At 71.2% G+C, this 15,511-nt stretch carries 18 protein-coding genes and 1 pseudogene; 12 read left to right on the forward strand and 7 right to left on the reverse strand.

What is annotated here, in order from left to right:
• Positions 1-3 precede the first annotated feature (3 nt).
• Together ACFY5B_RS04690 and ACFY5B_RS04695 are read left to right on the forward strand one after the other, a co-directional pair.
• Entirely contained in the window at positions 4-369 is a 366-nt protein-coding gene (locus ACFY5B_RS04690; protein WP_184846565.1) for a hypothetical protein, read from the forward strand.
• A 100-nt stretch (positions 370-469) separates the two neighbouring features.
• Positions 470-1,117 (forward strand): dihydrofolate reductase family protein, encoded by a 648-nt coding sequence (locus tag ACFY5B_RS04695; protein ID WP_389964468.1) that lies wholly within the window; start codon positions 470-472, stop codon positions 1,115-1,117.
• Between the two features lie 38 nt (positions 1,118-1,155).
• On the opposite strand, the gene ACFY5B_RS04700 is transcribed toward ACFY5B_RS04695, so the two are convergent.
• A complete protein-coding gene (locus ACFY5B_RS04700) occupies positions 1,156-1,956 on the reverse strand; it encodes an MBL fold metallo-hydrolase (protein WP_389964471.1) in 801 nt (266 codons plus the stop codon).
• 84 nt (positions 1,957-2,040) lie between these two features.
• On the opposite strand from ACFY5B_RS04700, the gene ACFY5B_RS04705 reads away from it, so the two are divergent.
• Entirely contained in the window at positions 2,041-2,634 is a 594-nt protein-coding gene (locus tag ACFY5B_RS04705) for a CGNR zinc finger domain-containing protein (protein WP_389964474.1), read from the forward strand.
• A gap of 11 nt (positions 2,635-2,645) precedes the next feature.
• On the opposite strand, the gene ACFY5B_RS04710 is transcribed toward ACFY5B_RS04705, so the two are convergent.
• Positions 2,646-2,954: a hypothetical protein gene (locus ACFY5B_RS04710; RefSeq protein WP_389964477.1), complete on the reverse strand. Its 309-nt coding sequence runs from the start codon at positions 2,952-2,954 to the stop codon at positions 2,646-2,648.
• A gap of 224 nt (positions 2,955-3,178) precedes the next feature.
• Between ACFY5B_RS04710 and ACFY5B_RS04715 the strand changes: the two genes are divergently transcribed.
• On the forward strand, positions 3,179-4,000 hold the full coding sequence (locus ACFY5B_RS04715) for a Scr1 family TA system antitoxin-like transcriptional regulator (RefSeq protein ID WP_389964481.1): 822 nt from the start codon (positions 3,179-3,181) through the stop codon (positions 3,998-4,000).
• Entirely contained in the window at positions 3,990-4,196 is a 207-nt protein-coding gene (locus tag ACFY5B_RS04720) for a DUF397 domain-containing protein (RefSeq protein ID WP_389964484.1), read from the forward strand. The genes ACFY5B_RS04715 and ACFY5B_RS04720 overlap by 11 nt, the downstream gene beginning before the upstream one ends.
• Here the strand turns inward: ACFY5B_RS04720 and ACFY5B_RS04725 are convergent.
• Positions 4,193-4,588 carry a MerR family transcriptional regulator gene (locus ACFY5B_RS04725; RefSeq protein ID WP_389964487.1) on the reverse strand — a complete coding sequence of 132 codons (396 nt, stop codon included), beginning with the start codon at positions 4,586-4,588 and terminating at the stop codon, positions 4,193-4,195. The two genes, ACFY5B_RS04720 and ACFY5B_RS04725, sit on opposite strands and share 4 nt — an antisense overlap.
• 50 nt (positions 4,589-4,638) lie before the next feature.
• Between ACFY5B_RS04725 and ACFY5B_RS04730 the strand changes: the two genes are divergently transcribed.
• Positions 4,639-5,523 (forward strand): NAD(P)-dependent oxidoreductase, encoded by an 885-nt coding sequence (locus ACFY5B_RS04730; RefSeq protein WP_389964490.1) that lies wholly within the window; start codon positions 4,639-4,641, stop codon positions 5,521-5,523.
• A gap of 15 nt (positions 5,524-5,538) precedes the next feature.
• Here the strand turns inward: ACFY5B_RS04730 and ACFY5B_RS04735 are convergent, their stop codons facing one another.
• The gene (locus tag ACFY5B_RS04735) at positions 5,539-6,342 is read right to left on the reverse strand and encodes a sugar phosphate isomerase/epimerase family protein (protein WP_389964492.1); all 804 of its coding nucleotides are present in this window, start codon (positions 6,340-6,342) and stop codon (positions 5,539-5,541) included.
• A gap of 44 nt (positions 6,343-6,386) precedes the next feature.
• Positions 6,387-6,727, reverse strand: a pseudogene (locus ACFY5B_RS04740) (hypothetical protein).
• A 171-nt stretch (positions 6,728-6,898) separates the two neighbouring features.
• Here ACFY5B_RS04740 and ACFY5B_RS04745 point away from each other — a divergent pair.
• On the forward strand, positions 6,899-7,471 hold the full coding sequence (locus ACFY5B_RS04745; protein ID WP_389964494.1) for a dihydrofolate reductase family protein: 573 nt from the start codon (positions 6,899-6,901) through the stop codon (positions 7,469-7,471).
• A gap of 142 nt (positions 7,472-7,613) precedes the next feature.
• Here ACFY5B_RS04745 and ACFY5B_RS04750 read toward each other — a convergent pair whose 3' ends face one another.
• Positions 7,614-8,663, reverse strand: coding sequence for a LacI family DNA-binding transcriptional regulator (locus ACFY5B_RS04750; RefSeq protein WP_389964496.1), 1,050 nt, complete (start codon positions 8,661-8,663; stop codon positions 7,614-7,616).
• A gap of 333 nt (positions 8,664-8,996) precedes the next feature.
• Between ACFY5B_RS04750 and ACFY5B_RS04755 the strand changes: the two genes are divergently transcribed.
• The 4 genes from ACFY5B_RS04755 (at position 8,997) to ACFY5B_RS04770 (ending at position 13,547) form a co-directional block, all read left to right on the forward strand.
• Entirely contained in the window at positions 8,997-10,148 is a 1,152-nt protein-coding gene (locus ACFY5B_RS04755) for a Gfo/Idh/MocA family protein (RefSeq protein WP_389964498.1), read from the forward strand.
• Complete coding sequence (locus ACFY5B_RS04760; RefSeq protein ID WP_389964501.1) at positions 10,145-11,299, forward strand: dihydrodipicolinate synthase family protein; 1,155 nt, start codon at positions 10,145-10,147, stop codon at positions 11,297-11,299. Before ACFY5B_RS04755 ends, ACFY5B_RS04760 begins: the two co-directional genes overlap by 4 nt.
• Positions 11,300-11,331: 32 nt before the next feature.
• Positions 11,332-12,129, forward strand: a complete 798-nt coding sequence (locus ACFY5B_RS04765) for a sugar phosphate isomerase/epimerase family protein (RefSeq protein ID WP_389965147.1) — start codon at positions 11,332-11,334, stop codon at positions 12,127-12,129.
• 233 nt (positions 12,130-12,362) lie between these two features.
• Positions 12,363-13,547 carry a hypothetical protein gene (locus ACFY5B_RS04770; RefSeq protein WP_389964503.1) on the forward strand — a complete coding sequence of 395 codons (1,185 nt, stop codon included), beginning with the start codon at positions 12,363-12,365 and terminating at the stop codon, positions 13,545-13,547.
• Here the strand turns inward: ACFY5B_RS04770 and ACFY5B_RS04775 are convergent.
• Positions 13,513-14,439, reverse strand: a complete 927-nt coding sequence (locus ACFY5B_RS04775; protein WP_389964506.1) for an EamA family transporter — start codon at positions 14,437-14,439, stop codon at positions 13,513-13,515. The two genes, ACFY5B_RS04770 and ACFY5B_RS04775, sit on opposite strands and share 35 nt — an antisense overlap.
• A 113-nt stretch (positions 14,440-14,552) precedes the next feature.
• On the opposite strand from ACFY5B_RS04775, the gene ACFY5B_RS04780 reads away from it, so the two are divergent.
• Positions 14,553-15,470: a LysR family transcriptional regulator gene (locus tag ACFY5B_RS04780; RefSeq protein WP_389964509.1), complete on the forward strand. Its 918-nt coding sequence runs from the start codon at positions 14,553-14,555 to the stop codon at positions 15,468-15,470.
• Positions 15,471-15,511 lie beyond the last annotated feature (41 nt).

The raw sequence follows: 15,511 nt of genomic DNA on the forward strand, positions 1-15,511 counted from the left end.
ACCATGACGGCGGCGACCCGGAACGACGTACCTGTCGCCCTCGAAGGCGACGGCGTGGAACTGCGCATGATGCCGATCGGCGGCGGTCTGTCGGTGGGCTACATCACCCTCCCCCAGGGCACGGACATGGGCCCGGCCCTCAAAGGCCTGCCCGACGACGCCTGCCAGTGCCCGCACTGGGGCTACCTGCTCAAGGGCCGGATCAGGATGCGCACGGCCACCGGCGAGGAGGAGTACGAGGCGGGGCAGGCGTACTACTGGGGCCCCGGCCATGTGCCGGTGGCGTTGGAGGACAGCGAGCTGGTGGAGTTCTCGCCGAGTGAGGACTTCCAGCAGGTGATCGACCACGTGGTGGCACAGGCCGGGTGAAGCCGCAGTCTTTGACGCGCCGGGCCCGCGCCGATGAGTTTCGCCGGGCCGGGCGGTCTTTCTAGTGTCGATCTCTTGCATTGATCACAGGAGGAGCGCCGTGACCCAGCTGCTGCGCGTACAGAACTTCAACGTCTCGAGTGACGGATTCGGCGCCGGTGAGGGCCAGAGCCTGGAGCGGCCGTTCGGCCATGCCGATCCCGGCACGATGTTCGCCTGGGCCGGCGCGACCGCGAGCTGGCCGAACCGCACCGATCCGGGCGGGAGCCGCGGTCTCGACGACTACTTGGTGCGCGACTTCCACCACAACATCGGCGCCGAGATCATGGGCCGCAACAAGTTCAGCCCGCAGCGCGGCCCTTGGCAGGACCACGAGTGGCAGGGCTGGTGGGGTGACGAGCCGCCGTTTCACACCCCGGTGTTCGTGATGACCCACCACGAGCGGCCCTCGTTCACCCTCTCCGACACGACGTTCCACTTCGTCGGCGGGGATCCCGCCGAGGTCCTCGCCCAGGCGCGCAAGGCGGCCGGGGGCAAGGACGTCCGGCTCGGCGGCGGGGCGACGGTCGTCCGGCAGTTCCTGGACGCAGACTTGGTCGACACGCTGCACGTGGCGGTCTCGCCCGGCGTGGTGCTCGGGTCCGGCTCCCGGCTGTGGGAGTCCCCCGAGGAACTGTTCGACCGCTTCCACTGCGATGTGGTGCCGAGCCCCAGTGGGGTGGTCCATCACCTTTTCTGGCGGAAGTGACGACAGCTCAGGCGTCTTCTGGCCGAAGTGGCGGCAGGTCAGGCGCCCTTGCCCCAGTCCAGGCGGTCGGCGAGTCCGGCGGCGGTGAAGGCGGCCGCCAGCTCGTCGCCCCCTTCGGTGAAGTGCGCCCAGCTGTCGTAGTGGACGGGGACCACCCGCCGGGCACCGAGGATCCGCGCGGCCTCGGCGGCCATGGCGCTGTCCAGGACGAGGACACGGTTGTCGAAGAGGACGGGGAAGCGGGGGGCGCCGGCGAAGAGGACGGCGGTGTCGACGGGTCCGAAGCGGCCGGCGATCTCGCGGACGGCGTCGAGTGAGGCGTTGTCGCCACTGACGTAGACGGTGGGCAGGCCCTCGCCGGTCAGGACGAAGCCGACGACCTGGCCGGTGAACGCCTCGACCTGCTCACGGGGACCGGGGCCGTGCAGGGCGGGAACGCCGGTCACGGTGACCGTGCCGCCGCCGGGGCGCTCCAGCTCGACGGACTCCCAGTCGGCCAGGCCCCTGACCTTGTCCCCCAGGCCCTCACGAAGACGCTCGCCGCCGCCGGGCGTGGTCAGGGTCAGGGGTATGCCGGCGAGCAGGGCCCGGCCCGAGGTGTCGAGGTTGTCGGCGTGCTCGTCGTGGGAGAGCAGCACCACGTCGACGTTGCCGAGGTCGGCGGGCGTGGCGGCGGCAGGCGCGGTCTTGGTCAGGAGCGGGCCCCCAACCCGGGGGTAGTCGCCGGGGGCGTCGAAGGTCGGGTCGGTCAGGAAGCGCAGGCCGCCGTACTCGAACAGGGCGGTCGGACCACCGAGGACACGGACGGGGAAGTCGGTCGTCACGGGAGTGGAAGACATGGAGCACCTCACGGATAGATTCGATTGAACCGTGAGAACCGTAGCCGCTTCTCATGGACAGAGGCAAGCCGTACCATGAGAAGCATGGAGGAGCCCGTGACCGAACAGCCCGCCCCACCGCCCGCCCAGGGCGAGGAGGAGCACCCCTCGCTGGCCCTCGCCAACACCGCGATCGCACTGCCCGGCGGGCGCACGCTCGACCTCGTCGGCACCCCCACGCAGGCGAACCACTGGCTGACCCAGCGCGGCCTCGCACCGGTCGACGCCGGCATGCGGGAGATGTGCGCGGCCCAACTGCGGTCGCTGCGCGAGCAGATCAGGTCACTGTTCGCCGCCCGAACCGACGGCGTGCCCGCCCTGCCCGCGGCGGTGACGGCCATCAACGACGCGATGACCAGGGTCCCGACGGCCCCGCTGCTGCGGTGGGACGACAAGACCGGCCCCTACCGCACGGCCCCCCATCCCACCACCGCGATCGTCGACCTCGCCCTGGCGACCCTCGCCGCGGACGCCGCCGACCTGCTCACCTCCCCTGCGGCCGAGCGCCTCACCGCCTGCGGCTCCCCGCCCTGCAACCGCTACCTGCTCCGCCACGGCCGCCGCCACTGGTGCTCCACCCGCTGCGGCGACCGCGCCCGCGCGGCCCGGGCGTACGCCCGCCGCACCGAGCAGCGCTGACACCGTCCCGGTCATGGCCGGGGCGGACGGCCGAGCCGCTCCCCTCTGCTCTCCGCGACCCTTATGACGTCCCGCAGGGACTCGCTGAGCCGCCGGGCCAAGTAGCGCAGTTCCGCGCTGGTCACCCGGCGTTCCGCGAGGAGTTCGACGGCGTGCCCGAGCAGCCGGTCCGCCATGTCGATCTGCACGTCCTCGATCTCGTCGGCGAGCCGTGAGACGTACCCGGTTCCGTCGCCCACGAGGTAGCACGGCCTGCCGTCGGTGCCGCTCCACGGCAACAGCCGCCCGGCCACGGCGTCGTCCCGCGCCCCGCCGGTCATGCGCCCGCCTCCGCCATCGGACAGGGGCGCACCAGGGGCGGGAAAAGGAAGCGGAGCAACGGTTCCAGGAGCTGGGCGATGAGGTCTACCACGTCTGTCTGCCTGCCTTCTCACCTGCGGTGACTGCGTTCAGTGGTGAATCACTCACAGAGTGAGGCCGGCGCTCGCTACGCTGCCAGGGGGTGGAGCTTGACATCGGGCTTGTCAAGAAGAGGAGTTGGCCGATGGACGAACGCCGGATGCTTCGAACACCGCGTCAGAAGTACGGGGAGGAGATGCGGCTGAGGCGGACCGCCGCCCGCCTCACCCAGGAGGAACTGGGCGACCAGGTGGTGTGCTCGCCCACGCTGATCAGCCATTTCGAGGCGGGCAGACGCCTCCCCAAGCCGGATGACGCACAGCGGATCGACCGGGCCCTGGGGACGGACGGGTTCTTCGCGCGGTGGCTGGAGGATCTGGAGTCGCGCTACACCGACCATTTCGCGGCGGTGGCCGAGCTGGAGCAACTGGCTTCTCAGATTCAGCAGTTCGCACTCTCCCTGATTCCCGGAGTGCTTCAGACCGACGGCTACGCACGCGCCCTGTTCGGGGCCTACCGTCCGAACCACACGCCCGAAGAACTTGACGAGCTCGTTGTCATTCGAACGCAACGCCGCCGAATCCTCGACGGCCCTGCACAGCCTGTCGTCTGGACGCTGCTCGACGAAGCAGTCCTCCGTCGCCGTGTCGGCGGGCCGCGGGTCATGGCAGAGCAGTTGCACAAGGTGGCGAACATGGCTGAGTCGGGACGGTTGCGCCTGCACGTGCTCCCCTACGGCGTGGGGGCGCACGCACTCATGCAGAGTCTGCTCACGCTCATGACCTTCGAGGACTCGGCCCCGGTGGCCTACGTGGAGGGCTTCCAGACAGGCAACTTGATGGACGAGCCGGCTCTGGTGAGTGCCTGTCAGACCGCCTACGCTCTGGCGCTGAGCGACGCATTGTCGCAGCAGGAGTCACTGGCCCTCGTCAGGGCGGCAGCGGAGGAACATGCGCATGATGAGTGAGCACCTCGCCCTCACAGGTTGGTACAAGTCCAGCTACAGCGGCGGGGATCAAGGCGAGTGCCTCGAAGTCGCCCCCGGCCACCCCCACGTCCCGGTGCGGGACAGCAAAGCCACCCACATCCCCGCCCTGGTCTTCTCGCGGAGCGGCTGGGCGGCGTTCGTCACCGCCGTCAAGGACGGGCACATCCGGAATTAGGCAGGCTGCGTGAGAACCAGGGGCGGATAGCTCTCGCCGCCCACGCGTTCGGCCGCCTCGATGTAGTCGGCGAGCGCGTCCCGTGACCGGGCGAGGCTCGCCAGCTGGTCGTCCAGCCGCCGCAGCCGTGACCGCATCGCGGCCAGCAACTCGGGGCACCCGACCAGCGTCGGGGCCTCCCCCGTCGCACAGGGGAGCAGGTACGCGATGTCCTCCGAGGACAGGCCGGCGCCGAGCAGGTGGCGGATCTGCTTCACACGCAGCAGGGCGCTCTCGTCGTACTCGCGGTAGCCGTTCGCCCCACGGGCCGGCTCCAGCAGGCCCTGCGACTCGTAGTAGCGCAGCTGATGGGCGTTGACGCCCGTCCGCCGGCTCAGTTCCCCGATCCGCATCGACAACCTCGCTTGACCTTCACACCGGTATCAACGTTGACGATGCTGCCATGGACGACGAAGCCACAACACCCGTTACTGTCATCGGACTTGGCCTGATGGGCCAGGCACTCGCCGGGGCGTTCCTGAAGGCAGGGCATCCCACGACCGTGTGGAACCGTACGGCCGCCAAGGCCGACCGCCTGGTGGCCGAGGGGGCGCGGGCGGCGACGACCGTCGGCGACGCGATCGCGGCCGGTTCCCTCACCGTCGTCTGCGTCACCGACTACCGAGCGTTTCACGAGTTGCTCGACTCGGGCGACGTCACGCTGGAGGGCACGACGCTGGTCAACCTGACCTCCGGCGACTCGGGCCAGGCCCGGGAAGCCGCAAGGTGGGCCGAGCAGCGAGGTGCCCGCTACCTGGACGGCGCCGTCATGGCCATCCCGTCGACCATCGGGACGGCCGAGGCGGTGATCCTGCAGAGCGGGGCGCGTGCGGACTTCGACGCGCACGCGTCGGCCCTCGGCGCGCTCGGCACCGTCACCCATCTCGGAGCGGACCACGGGCTGGCGTCGCTGTACGACGTGTCCGGCCTGGCCATGATGTGGAGCGTGCTGAACGCCTGGCTCCAGGGCACGGCCCTGCTCAGGACGGCGGGTGTCGAGGCCGCCGCTTACGCGCCGTTCGCGCAGCAGATCGCCGCCGGGGTGGCCACCTGGCTGCCGGGGTACGCCGAGCAGATCGACCGGGGCTCGTTCCCGGCCGAGGTGTCGGCGCTGGAGACCGACGTGCGCGCGATGGCGCACCTGATCGACGAGAGCGAGGCGGTGGGGGTCAACGCCGAGCTGCCGAAGCTGATCAAGGCGATGGCCGATCGTGCGATCGCAGCCGGGCACGGCCAGGAGCAGTACCCGGTGCTGATCGAGGAGTTCGGCAAGCCCGGCGTCCGTTGACCGAGGGCCGGGGCCTCACGCCGAGTCGTTCAGCAACCGGCTCAGGTGCTCACGCCCGGTGTCCAGGAGGTCCGGCAGCGGCGCCGCCGCCTCGTACCAGCGCTTCTCGTACTCCCAGCAGAGCCAGCCGTCCCAGCCGTGGCGGGAGAGGACCTCGACGCATTCGGCCAGGGGCAGCACGCCCGCGCCGAGCGGCAGGGGGGTGGTGTCCTCGACGGAGGCGATGTCCTTGACCTGGACGTAGCCAAGGTGCGGGGAGAGCGCCGCGTAGGTCTCGGAGGGCTGTTCGCCGCCGAGCCAGGTGTGCATCACGTCCCAGAGGGCACCGACTTGGCGGTGGCCCACGAGGCCGAGGATCCGCATGGCGTCGGCGGCGGTGCGGTGGGAGTCATGGGTTTCGAGGAGGATGCGCACGCCCAGGTCGCCCGCGTGCTCGGCGGCCGTGCCCAGGCGGCGGGCGGCCGTCGCGTCGGCCTCCTCGGGGGTCTGGACGTCCAGGTCGCCGCCGGGGAAGACACGGACGTACGGGGCACCGAGGTCGCGGGCCAGGTCGAGGAGGGCCCGGATCTCGGCCAGGACGGGTTCGTCGTCGCCCGGCGCGGCGACCCGTGCGTAGCCCGCCAGGCCCAGGAGCTCTACGCCCGCTCCCTTGAACTCGGCCGCGACGTCCGCCCGTTCGGCGGGGCCGAGGCCGGTGTGGACCGGTTCCTCGGGATGGGTGCGCAGCTCCACGCCGTGATAGCCGTGGGCGGTCGCGAGCCGCAGGACGTCGGGCAGGGGCAGGCCAGGGACACCGAGGGTGGAGAACGCCAGCTTCATGTGGACGGAATCTACCCGGCACCCCCGCCTACGACTCCTCTCCGTCACTCCTGTGTTGCGTGAAGATCCAGTCGCCAGTCCTGGCCGGTCAGGTCCCGGCCGAAGGAGTGATGCGGTTTCTCCGCCACCAGGACGAAGCCGTGGCGCCGGTAGACGCGGCGGGCCGCGGCGAGGATGTCGTTGGTCCACAGGACAACTTCGCGGTAGCCGGCCTCGCGCGCGAAGTCCATGAGCGCGCGGCGTCCGTGCGCGGCGCGTGCGCCGGCTCGTAGAGGACGCGGGACTCGGTGAGGGTGTAGGGGGCGTAGAGCCGGCGGGCGTAGTCGAGGGCGCCGATGACGTTCGTGTAGAAGCGGTTGAACGAGCGGATGTCCTGGACGGTCATGGCGTGGACCCCGATATTTGACTGAGCCAGAGATGTCCGTGAGCCGAGCCCAGCCCTCCAGGACGGTCGAGACCAGGCACGAGATGATCCGGGCAGGAGACGGCCGATGAGTTTCTGCGTATTCCGCAGTCAGGAGAAGAGAACCCGACACGAGATACCGAGGAACCCAGGATGCGCACTCTGATCAGCACGGCTTTCATCTCGCTCGACGGCGTCGTCGAGGCCCCGGGCGGCGAGCCCGGTTACCGGAACTCCGGCTGGACCTTCAAGGACGTCGAGTTCCTTCCCGAGGCGTTCGAGATCAAGGGGCGTGAGCAGAAGGAAGCCACGGCGATGATGATGGGCCGCACCAGCTATGAGGCGTTCAGTCCGGTGTGGCCCGACATGGAGGATTTCGCCGACTACAAGGTGATGCCGAAGTACGTCGTCTCCACGACCCTCTCCGAGGACGACCTGGTGTCGAACTGGGGGGAGACGACGATCCTGCGCTCGCTCGACGAGGTCGCCGCGTTGAAGGAGACCGAGGGCGGCCCGATCATCGTCCACGGCAGCGCCTCCCTGAACCAGGCCCTCTCCGACGCCGGCCTGATCGACCGGTACCACCTGCTCGTCTTCCCGCTCCTGCTCGGAGCGGGCAAGCGGCTCTTCAGCGCCACGGACAAGGACACCCAGAAGCTGCGGCTCGTCGAGCACGAGGCCTACGCCAACGGTCTGCAGAAGAACGTCTTCGACGTCGTCCGCTGAGCCCCTGAGCACGGGCCGCAGGGGCCGGACCGCCCCCAGGTGTGATCACCGGAAGGCGAGACCGGCCGCCTGGGCGGGGCGTGAGCCGGGGCAGGGGGCGTGAGGCAGTCCCCGAGCCCCGAGCCCTCTCGAGCCCAACCCCTCAAGAAGACCGCGGCACCCCGGAGGACCCGCGCACCATCAACTCTCCTCGCACCGACGCGATGCCCCCGGGCGGTGCCTCCTCGCGCCCCATCGCGATCCGCCCGGCCCGGGCCCCGGCCTCGGCCAACGGCAGCCGCACGGTCGTCAGCGAAGGCACCGCGTCGATGCTGAACGGCAGGTCGTCGAAGCCCGCCACCGACACGTCCTCCGGGATCCGCAGCCCCGATTCCCGCAGAGCGGCGCACGCGCCCAGCGCGACGGAGTCGTTCGCCGCGACGACCGCCGTCAGCGACGGATCACGCCGCATCAGCTCCAGCGTCGCCTCGTAGCCGGACCGCCGGTCGTAACGCCCGTGCACCGTCCATCGCGGGTCCTCCTCGATGCCGTGCGCGGCCAGCGCGGCCCGGTGGCCCTCCAGCCGGTGCCGTGTGGTCGTCCGCTCCTCCGGGCCCGCGATGTACCCGAGCCGCCGGTGCCCCAGCCCGATGAGGTGCTCGGTCAGCTCCTGCCCGCCGCCGCGGTTGTCGAAGGTCAGCGCGATCGCCCCGGTGTCCGGCGCCTGCGGCCGTCCGCACAGCACGACCCGCGTCCCCGCCTCGACCAGCTTCCGGACCTTCGCGTCCATGGCCGCCTGGTGCGCCGCGTCCTCGATCGCCCCGCCGGTCAGCACCACGGCCGCCGCCCGCTGCCGCTGCAGCAGCGTGAGGTACGTCAGCTCCCGCTCGGGAGAGCCGCCCGTGTTGCAGACCACCGCGAGTCTCTCCCCGCCCGCACGTCCGCCCGGCCCGCCGATCTCGCCCTGGATCGCGCTCGCCATGATCCCGAAGAACGGGTCGGCGATGTCGTTCACCAGGATTCCGACCAGGTCGGAGGTGGCGGCGGCCAGGGCGCTCGCGGGCCCGTTGAGCACGTAGTCCAGCTCGTCCACGGCCTTCAGCACCCGCTCGCGGGTGGAGGCCGCCACGGGGTAGTTCCCGTTCAGCACGCGCGACACCGTCGCGGGTGAGACCTGTGCGCGGGCCGCCACATCCGCCAGGGTCACCGTCATCTCGTCGTCCTCCGGTCGCGCATCTCGTCTCCGCCCTCGTACACACTCAGACCACAGGCCATGGTTCCGAGCGGAACAGCAGGTCGACCGCCACTGCCCCGACGAACCCATGGCCATGGTTCCGAGCAGACCTTAAGCCCCCGACCCCCTGTTGTTCGCCCCCTCGAACAACTCGTCCTGGTCACGGTCTTGTCCGGACCGCGGTTCAGAGGCTAGCTTCTCCCTATATAGAAAGCGCTTGCTGCAACGCTCACCAGTCCACGACCGGCTCAACGGGTCGCCCGTGAAGGGTGGGGCGTACGCGGCGCGACGACCGCGTACGAAGGGAACGACGTGACACGCAAGACGGTGCGTATCGCCATGAACGGCGTGACCGGGCGCATGGGCTACCGCCAGCACCTGGTCCGCTCCATCCTCGCCCTCCGCGAGCAGGGCGGCCTCGACCTCGGCGACGGCACCGTGCTGTGGCCCGAGCCGATCCTGGTCGGCCGCCGCGAGCACGCGCTGAAGGCGCTGGCCGAGCAGCACGGGCTGGAGCACGTCTCCACGGACGTGGACGCGGTCCTCGCCGACGAGACGGTGGACATCTACTTCGACGCGCAGGTCACCTCCGCCCGCGAGGAGGCCCTGAAGAAGGCCATCGCGGCCGGCAAGCACATCTACACCGAGAAGCCGACCGCCACCGGTCTCGACGGCGCCCTGGAGCTCGCCCGGCTGGCGAACGGGGCCGGCATCAAGCACGGCGTCGTCCAGGACAAGCTCTTCCTGCCGGGTCTGCTGAAGCTGAAGCGCCTCATCGACGGCGGCTTCTTCGGACGGATCCTGTCCGTGCGCGGAGAGTTCGGCTACTGGGTCTTCGAGGGCGACTGGCAGGCCGCCCAGCGCCCGTCGTGGAACTACCGCGCCGAGGACGGCGGCGGCATCGTCGTCGACATGTTCCCGCACTGGGAATACGTGCTGCACGAGCTGTTCGGCCGGGTGAAGTCCGTCCAGGCGCTCACCGCCACGCACATCCCGCAGCGCTGGGACGAGAACGACAAGCCCTACGACGCGACGGCCGACGACGCCGCCTACGGCGTCTTCGAGCTGGAGGGCGGCGCCATCGCCCAGATCAACTCCTCCTGGGCCGTCCGCGTCAACCGCGACGAGCTGGTGGAGTTCCAGGTCGACGGCACCGAGGGCTCCGCGGTCGCGGGCCTGCGCAACTGCCGCGTCCAGCACCGCAGCGCCACCCCCAAGCCGGTCTGGAATCCGGACATCCCCGCCACGGAGGTCTTCCGCGACCAGTGGCAGGAGGTCCCGGACAACACCGAGTTCGACAACGGCTTCAAGGCCCAGTGGGAGCTGTTCCTCAAGCACGTCTACGCCGACGCCCCCTACCACTGGGACCTGCTGGCCGGTGCCCGCGGCGTCCAGCTCGCCGAGCTGGGCCTGAAGTCCTCGGCGGAGGGCCGCCGTCTCGACGTGCCGGAGATCTCGCTGTGACCATCCGACTTCCCGGCGCCGGCGGGGTGTTGCGTACCTACGAGCCCCGCACCGAGCCCCTGGCCGTGACCCCCGGCACGCCCTTCACCTCCCGCACGGTCTTCTCGGCCGCGCACGTCGTCGCCGACCCGTACGCCGACGTCTCCCCCGACTCACCCGCCGCCGTCGACTGGGACCTGACCCTCGCCTTCCGCCGCCACCTGTGGTCGCACGGGCTGGGCGTCGCCGAGGCCATGGACACCGCCCAGCGCGGCATGGGCCTGGACTGGGCGGGCGCGGCCGAGCTGATCCGCCGCAGCGCCGCCGAGGCCAAGGCAGTCGGCGGTCTGATCGCCTGCGGTGTCGGCACCGACCAGCTGACCGGACCGGCGACCCTGGACGCGGTCCGCGCGGCCTACGAGGAGCAGCTCGCCCTCGTCGAGGAGTCCGGCGCGCAGGCCATCCTGATGGCGTCCCGGGCGCTCGCGGCGGCGGCCTCCGGACCCGAGGACTACCTGGAGGTCTACGGCCACCTGCTGCGCCAGGCCTCCGAGCCGGTGATTCTGCACTGGCTCGGCCCGATGTTCGACCCGGCCCTGGAGGGCTACTGGGGGTCGGCCGACCTGGACGCGGCGACGGACACCTTCCTGGAGGTGATCGCCGCCCACCCCGACAAGGTCGACGGCATCAAGGTCTCCCTGCTGGACGCCCGGCGCGAGATCGACATCCGCCGTCGGCTCCCGCAGGGCGTGCGCTGTTACACGGGCGACGACTTCAACTACCCCGAGCTGATCGCGGGCGACGAGCAGGGCTTCAGCCACGCGCTGCTCGGCATCTTCGACCCGCTGGGCCCGCTGGCGGCTCAGGCCGTGCGGGTCCTGGACACGGGCGACACACAGGGCTTCCGGGAGCTGCTGGACCCCACGGTCGGACTCTCCCGCCACCTCTTCCAGACCCCGACCCGCTTCTACAAGACGGGGGTCGTCTTCCTCGCCTGGCTCGCCGACCATCAGCCGCACTTCACGATGGTCGGCGGCCTGCAGTCGGCCCGCTCGCTGCCGCACCTCGCGAAGGCGTACGAACTGGCCGACCGGCTCGGGCTGTTCCCCGACCCGAAGCTGGCGGAGGAACGGATGAAGACGCTGCTGAGCGTGTACGGGGTGAACCAGTGAGCGGGTCGCTGGAGCGCTTCTCCATCAACCAGATGACGGTGAAGCAGCTGTCGTTGCCGGAACTGGCCGACGGCTGCGCCCGGTTGGGTATCCGCAACGTGGGGCTCTGGCGCGAGCCGGTGCAGGCGCACGGCCTGGAGGCCACGGCCAAGCTGGTCCGGGACGCCGGGCTGACGGTGACGACGTTGTGCCGGGGCGGGTTCTTCACGGCGATCGATGCGGCGGAGCGCGCCGAGGCACTGGCGGACAACCGCCGCGCGATCGACGAGGCGGCAACGCTGGGCACGGACACGCTGGTCCTGGTCTCGGGCGGGCTCCCCGCCGGCTCCAAGGACCTGCACGGTGCCCGTGAGCGCATCGCGGACGCCCTGGCGGAACTGGGCCCGTACGCGCGGGAGCACGGCGTCCGTCTGGCCATCGAGCCGCTGCACCCCATGTACGCCTCGGACCGCTGTGTCGTGTCGACCCTGGCCCAGGCCCTGGACCTCGCCGAGCGTTTCCCGGCGGACCAGGTCGGTGTCACGGTCGACACGTACCACATCTGGTGGGACGACACCGCGCCCGCGCAGATCGCCCGGGCCGGTGCGGGCGGCCGCATCCACACCTTCCAGCTCGCCGACTGGACGACCCCCCTCCCGGAGGGTGTCCTCACCGGCCGCGGCCAGATCGGCGACGGGTCGATCGACATGCGGGAGTGGCAGGACCACGTGGAGGCGGCCGGCTACACCGGCGCCATCGAGGTGGAGCTGTTCAACGACGTCCTGTGGGCCCGGGACGGCCAGGAGGTCCTGGCCGAGACGGCGCGGAGGTTCACGGAACACACCCGCTGACCCGCCCTCGCACCGGGCCGCTGCCCCGCCCCGCCGATCAGGGGGCGGGGCAGCGGCATGTCGGGCCGGCGTACCCGAGGCCGAGTGGCCTGTCCCGGCCCCGTGCACCCCGGGGGCAGAGCGGCAAGCCGCTCCGGATGCAGCCGCCCCTCGGGCGTGACACGCTTTTCCCAAGGACTCGGCCGGTCGCAGTGCTCTCTCTTCCCCTGGCGCCTGTCGCTTGGAGAGCAACCATGGCTGACTTCCTCGTCAACACCACCAGGTCCGGCGACCAGCTCCAGCCCGCCGTCGACGCCCTGTTCGGCACGCGGTTCCTGGAGCTGTGGTCGGACGAGAGCGACTTCGTCATCAAGGGCCGGTTCCTGGGGGACGACGGCGACAAGCTGGGGGACGAGTTCGCGGTCAGTACGCAGCCGGCGGACGGGCCGGGGGTGCGGCCGCTGTGGCCGTCCGTGCTGTCCGCCGGGATCAGCGGCCAGTTCGCCGTATGGCTGGAGACCCCGTTCGGCACGCCGGGCCCCAGCCCCTCCGTGAAGCTCCAGCGGTTCACCGAGGGACGCAAGGCCGGCCCGGAGACACTCGTCACGGCGGACGCGGATCCGCAGGTCCGGCCGTGCCTGGCGTTCATGATCGACGGTGGTGTGCTGGTCACCTGGGCGAGCCGGCGGCCCGACCGGCGGATCCGGGCGCGGCGCTTCCACGCGGACGGCAGCCCCGCGACACCGGAGTTCACGGTCAGCACCACCGAGGGCTTCCACGAGAAGCCCGCCGCCTCGATCCTCACCAACGGCAATGTGGTCGTCGCGTGGTCGACGGACCCCTCGTCGATCGGCGGCGGCCGGCTCACCCTGCGGTTCTTCGACTTCGAGGGCGACCCGCTGGGCGGGGAGACTCGGCCCGACGTCGGCGGCTTCACCGGGGTCAACGCGATCACTCTGATCGACAGCGGACGCTTCGTCGTCGCGCACATCGAGGGCATCCAGCCCAGCGACCTGGGCAAACCGCAGACAACCGTGGCGGCGAGCATCTTCCAGCCGGACGGCACGGAGACGCTCGACATCACCGCGGGGAACCGCAGGGGCTTCTCCCGGAGCTCCCCGGCCCTGTCCCGGCTGCCGAACGGACGCTTCCTGATGGCGTGGGTCGAGGAGAGCGCGGACACGCACGACACCGTGCCGACGGTGATGGCCAAGGTCTGCTCGGAGAGCCAGGGTTCCCTCGGCGACCCGGTGCGGGTCAGCAGGGCGGCCCCTGGGCGGCGCTCCCACACCTGCGCCGCGACGGCCTTCGGCAACGGCCCGGAGAGCGTGCTGATCACCTGGGACGACGACAGCCACCTGGACGGCGACCCGGGCTTCGGCGTACGGGCCCGCACCTTCCACGTCAGCCCGCCCGGGATGCTGGTCGAGGCGTCCTGACGGCGGGCGTCGGGTCCGGGGACACCGCGGGTGCGGTGCCGCGCGGGGTCAGGGACGCCAGGCCCACCCCGCCCACCAGCAGGGCCGCCGCGCACCACCGCAGCGGGCTCACCGGCTCGCCCAGGAACAGGAACGCCGACGACATGCCGAAGACCGGGACGAGGAGGGAGAACGGGGCCACCGTGGAGGCGGGGTGGTGGCGCAGGAGGAAACCCCACGCGCCGAAACCGAAGACGGTGGTGATCCAGGCGACGTAGAGGACCGTGCCCGCGCCCTGCCAGTCCAGGGCCCGCAGGGCCGCCAGGTCGCGCGAGGGGCCCTCCGTGAGGAGGGAGAGGGCCAGCAGGGGGAGGACCGGGACCGTGCTGACCCAGACCATGAAGTTCAGCGCGTCCGGCGGGGCCGCCTTGCGGGTGAGGACGTTCGACGCGCCCCAGCACGCCGCCGCCCCGACGACCAGGGCGAACGCGCCGAGCGGGCCGGAGGCGCCCTCGTCCACGGCCGCCACGGCGATGCCGGTCAGGGCGATCAGCATGCCCAGCAGGCGGACGCGGGACGGCCGTTCCCCCAGGGTGAGGGCCGCGACGGCCGCCGTGAACACCGCCTGGATCTGCAGGACCAGGGAGGACAGGCCGGCCGGCATGCCGGCGTCCATACCGACGAAGAGCAGGCCGAACTTCGCCACGCCGAGGACCAGACCGACCGCCACGATCCACTTCCACGCCACCTTCGGGCGGCCCACGAGGAACACCGCCGGGAGTGCCGCCGCGAGGAAGCGCAGGGCGGAGAAGAGCAGGGGCGGGAAGTGGTCCAGGCCGATCTCGATGACCGTGAAGTTGACACCCCAGACGGCGGCGACCAGGACGGCGAGGGCGAGGTGTGACGGGCGCATGCCGTGAGCATCGCCCCGAGCGACCGTGAAGCACCAGCGATCATTGCTGCATGGTTGGATGAAGCATCACTTAGCAAACCTTGAGCGGTCCGCTCAGCAGAAAGAGGCATACCGTGCTCGACCTCCAGCGCCTGCGCGCCCTGCACGCCGTCTCCGTGCACGGCACCGTCGGCGCCGCCGCGCTCGCGCTCGGGTACACGCCCTCCGCGGTGTCCCAGCAGATCGCCAAGCTGGAACGGGAGACCCGGACCGTCCTGCTGGAGCGAGAGGGCCGGGGCGTCCGGCTCACCGACGAGGCCCGTCAACTGGTGGTGGCCGCACAGGAGTTGCTGGCCATCGTGGAGCGCGCCGAGACCGAGCTGGAGGAGCGCCGGGGCCGGCCTTCGGGGCGGCTGACCGTCGCCGCGTTCGCGTCGGCGGCACGCGGGCTGATGCCGGGGGTGCTGGCCGAGCTGAGCCGCCGGCATCCCGCCCTGGACGCCCGGCTGTCGGAGGTCGACCCGCATCTGTCCGTCGACCTGGTGGCGAAGGGTGCCGTCGACCTCGCCGTCGCGCACGACTGGGACATCGCGCCGTTGCCCGCCCCGCCCGGCTTGGAGCAGGCGGTCATCGGCAACGACCTGTGCGACCTGCTCGTCCCCGAGGGGCACCCGTTCGCCGGACGGTCCGCCGTACGGCGGGAGGAGCTGGGCGGGGAGCGGTGGATCTGCCAGCCGCCGGGGCGGGTCTGCCACGACTGGCTGCTGCGGACGCTGCGCACGGCCGGGCACGAGCCGGACATCGTCCACCAGGCCGACGAGAATCCCACCCTCGTGGCCCTGGTCGCGGCCGGGCTCGGTGTCGCGCTCATCCCGCGGCTCGGGCGCGGTCCGCTGCCCGCCGGGGTGGTGGAGGTGCCGCTCGACCCGATGCCGGTGCGGCGGCTGTACGCGCTGTGGCGGACGGGGGCGGCCCGGCGTCCGGCCATCGCGGAAACCGTACGGGTGCTCGGCGAGCAGTGGCCGAAAGTGGCGGCTCATCCGCCTCGTTGACCTGCTGGTTCCCCCTGCGTACCGATGTGCGGAAATCCGGG

This window comes from Streptomyces sp. NPDC013187 (assembly GCF_042899705.1).
GTDB lineage: Bacteria > Actinomycetota > Actinomycetes > Streptomycetales > Streptomycetaceae > Streptomyces > Streptomyces hawaiiensis_A.

Bases quoted from the DNA above. Each gene is read 5' to 3' on its own strand.
- ACFY5B_RS04770 (WP_389964503.1), top strand. From the start codon at position 12,363: ATGGCTGACTTCCTCGTCAACACCACCAGGTCCGGCGACCAGCTCCAG.
- ACFY5B_RS04710 (WP_389964477.1), bottom strand. From the start codon at position 2,954: ATGACCGGCGGGGCGCGGGACGACGCCGTGGCCGGGCGGCTGTTGCCG.
- ACFY5B_RS04775 (WP_389964506.1), bottom strand. From the start codon at position 14,439: ATGCGCCCGTCACACCTCGCCCTCGCCGTCCTGGTCGCCGCCGTCTGG.
- ACFY5B_RS04765 (WP_389965147.1), top strand. From the start codon at position 11,332: ATGACGGTGAAGCAGCTGTCGTTGCCGGAACTGGCCGACGGCTGCGCC.
- ACFY5B_RS04725 (WP_389964487.1), bottom strand. From the start codon at position 4,588: ATGCGGATCGGGGAACTGAGCCGGCGGACGGGCGTCAACGCCCATCAG.
- ACFY5B_RS04720 (WP_389964484.1), top strand. From the start codon at position 3,990: ATGATGAGTGAGCACCTCGCCCTCACAGGTTGGTACAAGTCCAGCTAC.
- ACFY5B_RS04735 (WP_389964492.1), bottom strand. From the start codon at position 6,342: ATGAAGCTGGCGTTCTCCACCCTCGGTGTCCCTGGCCTGCCCCTGCCC.
- ACFY5B_RS04750 (WP_389964496.1), bottom strand. From the start codon at position 8,663: ATGACGGTGACCCTGGCGGATGTGGCGGCCCGCGCACAGGTCTCACCC.
- ACFY5B_RS04705 (WP_389964474.1), top strand. From the start codon at position 2,041: ATGGAGGAGCCCGTGACCGAACAGCCCGCCCCACCGCCCGCCCAGGGC.
- ACFY5B_RS04690 (WP_184846565.1), top strand. From the start codon at position 4: ATGACGGCGGCGACCCGGAACGACGTACCTGTCGCCCTCGAAGGCGAC.
- ACFY5B_RS04715 (WP_389964481.1), top strand. From the start codon at position 3,179: ATGGACGAACGCCGGATGCTTCGAACACCGCGTCAGAAGTACGGGGAG.
- ACFY5B_RS04730 (WP_389964490.1), top strand. From the start codon at position 4,639: ATGGACGACGAAGCCACAACACCCGTTACTGTCATCGGACTTGGCCTG.
- ACFY5B_RS04700 (WP_389964471.1), bottom strand. From the start codon at position 1,956: ATGTCTTCCACTCCCGTGACGACCGACTTCCCCGTCCGTGTCCTCGGT.
- ACFY5B_RS04745 (WP_389964494.1), top strand. From the start codon at position 6,899: ATGCGCACTCTGATCAGCACGGCTTTCATCTCGCTCGACGGCGTCGTC.